Annotated in this window: 1 protein-coding gene; it reads left to right on the forward strand. The window is 70.3% G+C overall.

Annotation, left to right across the window (positions count from 1 at the left end; all coding sequences use genetic code 11):
• The first annotated feature begins 263 nt into the window (after positions 1–263).
• On the forward strand, positions 264–1466 hold the full coding sequence (locus tag IO40_RS0132730) for an IS110 family RNA-guided transposase (RefSeq protein WP_016471785.1): 1203 nt from the start codon (positions 264–266) through the stop codon (positions 1464–1466).
• Positions 1467–1490 lie beyond the last annotated feature (24 nt).

Consider the following 1490-nt stretch of genomic DNA (forward strand, 5'->3'; position numbering starts at 1 on the left):
CCCCGTTATGTTGTTCGCGGTCCTGCAAGAGGGCTGCTGGCCTCCGGGCCCGGTATGACTGTTGCCCCCTGTCGAACAGATGACCCGGGGGGTGGTGTCACCGGGCCCGAGGGGTGCCGTCGGAGACGCTGATCAGAGGTCCGGCCGCCGCCCTGCCCGGCGCAATGCCGGGGCACTCGCGGGCGGCAGGTCTGCATAACGTGGATGCGCGCGAACGGCCCCGCCGCCGAGGCCGGCACGGCATCGACGCATGTGGGGGCACGGTGATCGACATCGACGAGACGGGCGTCTTCCTCGGTCTGGACGTCGGCAAGAGCAACCATCACGGCCACGGACTCACGCCGGCCGGGAAGAAGGTCTTCGACAAGGCCCTGCCGAACGGCGAACCGCAATTGCGGGCCGTCTTCGAAAAGCTCAAGGCCAAGTTCGGCACCGTCCTGGTGGTCGTGGACCAGCCCGCCTCGATCGGGGCCCTGCCGCTGACCGTCGCCCGGGCCGCCGGCTGCAAGGTCGCCTACCTGCCCGGACTCGCCATGCGCCGGATCGCCGACCTCTACCCAGGCGAGGCCAAGACCGACGCCCGCGACGCGGCCGTCATCGCCGACGCCGCCCGCACCATGCCCCACACCCTGCGCTCCCTCGAACTGGCCGACGAGATCACCGCCGAGCTGACCATGCTGGTCGGCTTCGACCAGGACCTGGCCGGCGAGGCCAACCGCACCTCCAACCGCATCCGCGGCCTGCTCACCCAGTTCCACCCCAGCCTCGAACGCGTCCTGGGGCCCCGCCTGGACCACCCCGCCATCACCTGGCTCCTGGAGCGCTACGGATCTCCGGCCGCCCTGCGCAAGGCCGGCCGCCACAAACTCATCGAAGTCATCCGGCCGAAGGCCCCGCGCATGGCCACCCGGCTCGTCGACGACATCTTCGACGCCCTCGACGAACAGACCGTCGTCGTCCCGGGCACAGGCACCCTGGACGTCATCGTTCCGTCGCTGGCCAAGTCGCTGGCCGCCGTCCACGAACAACGCCGGGCGCTGGAAGCCCGGATCGAGGCCCTGCTGGAGGCCCACCCTCTTTCCCAGGTCCTGACCTCGATGCCCGGCATCGGCGTCAGGACCGCCGCAGTCCTCCTGGCCACCGTCGGCGACGGCACCAGCTTTCCCACCGCCGCCCACCTGGCCTCCTACGCCGGTCTCGCACCCACGACCAAGTCGTCGGGGACCTCGGTCCACGGCGAACACGCACCCCGCGGCGGCAACCGGCAGCTCAAACGCGCGATGTTCCTGTCCGCGTTCGCCTCACTGCACGACCCCGCCTCCCGCACCTACTACGACCGATGCCGGGCCCGCGGGAAGACCCACACCCAGGCCCTCCTCCGCCTGGCCCGACAACGGATCAACGTCCTGTTCGCGATGCTCCGCGACGGAACCTTCTACGAACCCAGAACCCCACGCCCCGCTTGACGAAAGACATAGAGGCACCCCCCC

The sequence above is a fragment of the Streptomyces albus subsp. albus genome, assembly GCF_000725885.1.
GTDB classification, from domain to species: Bacteria; Actinomycetota; Actinomycetes; order Streptomycetales; family Streptomycetaceae; genus Streptomyces; species Streptomyces albus.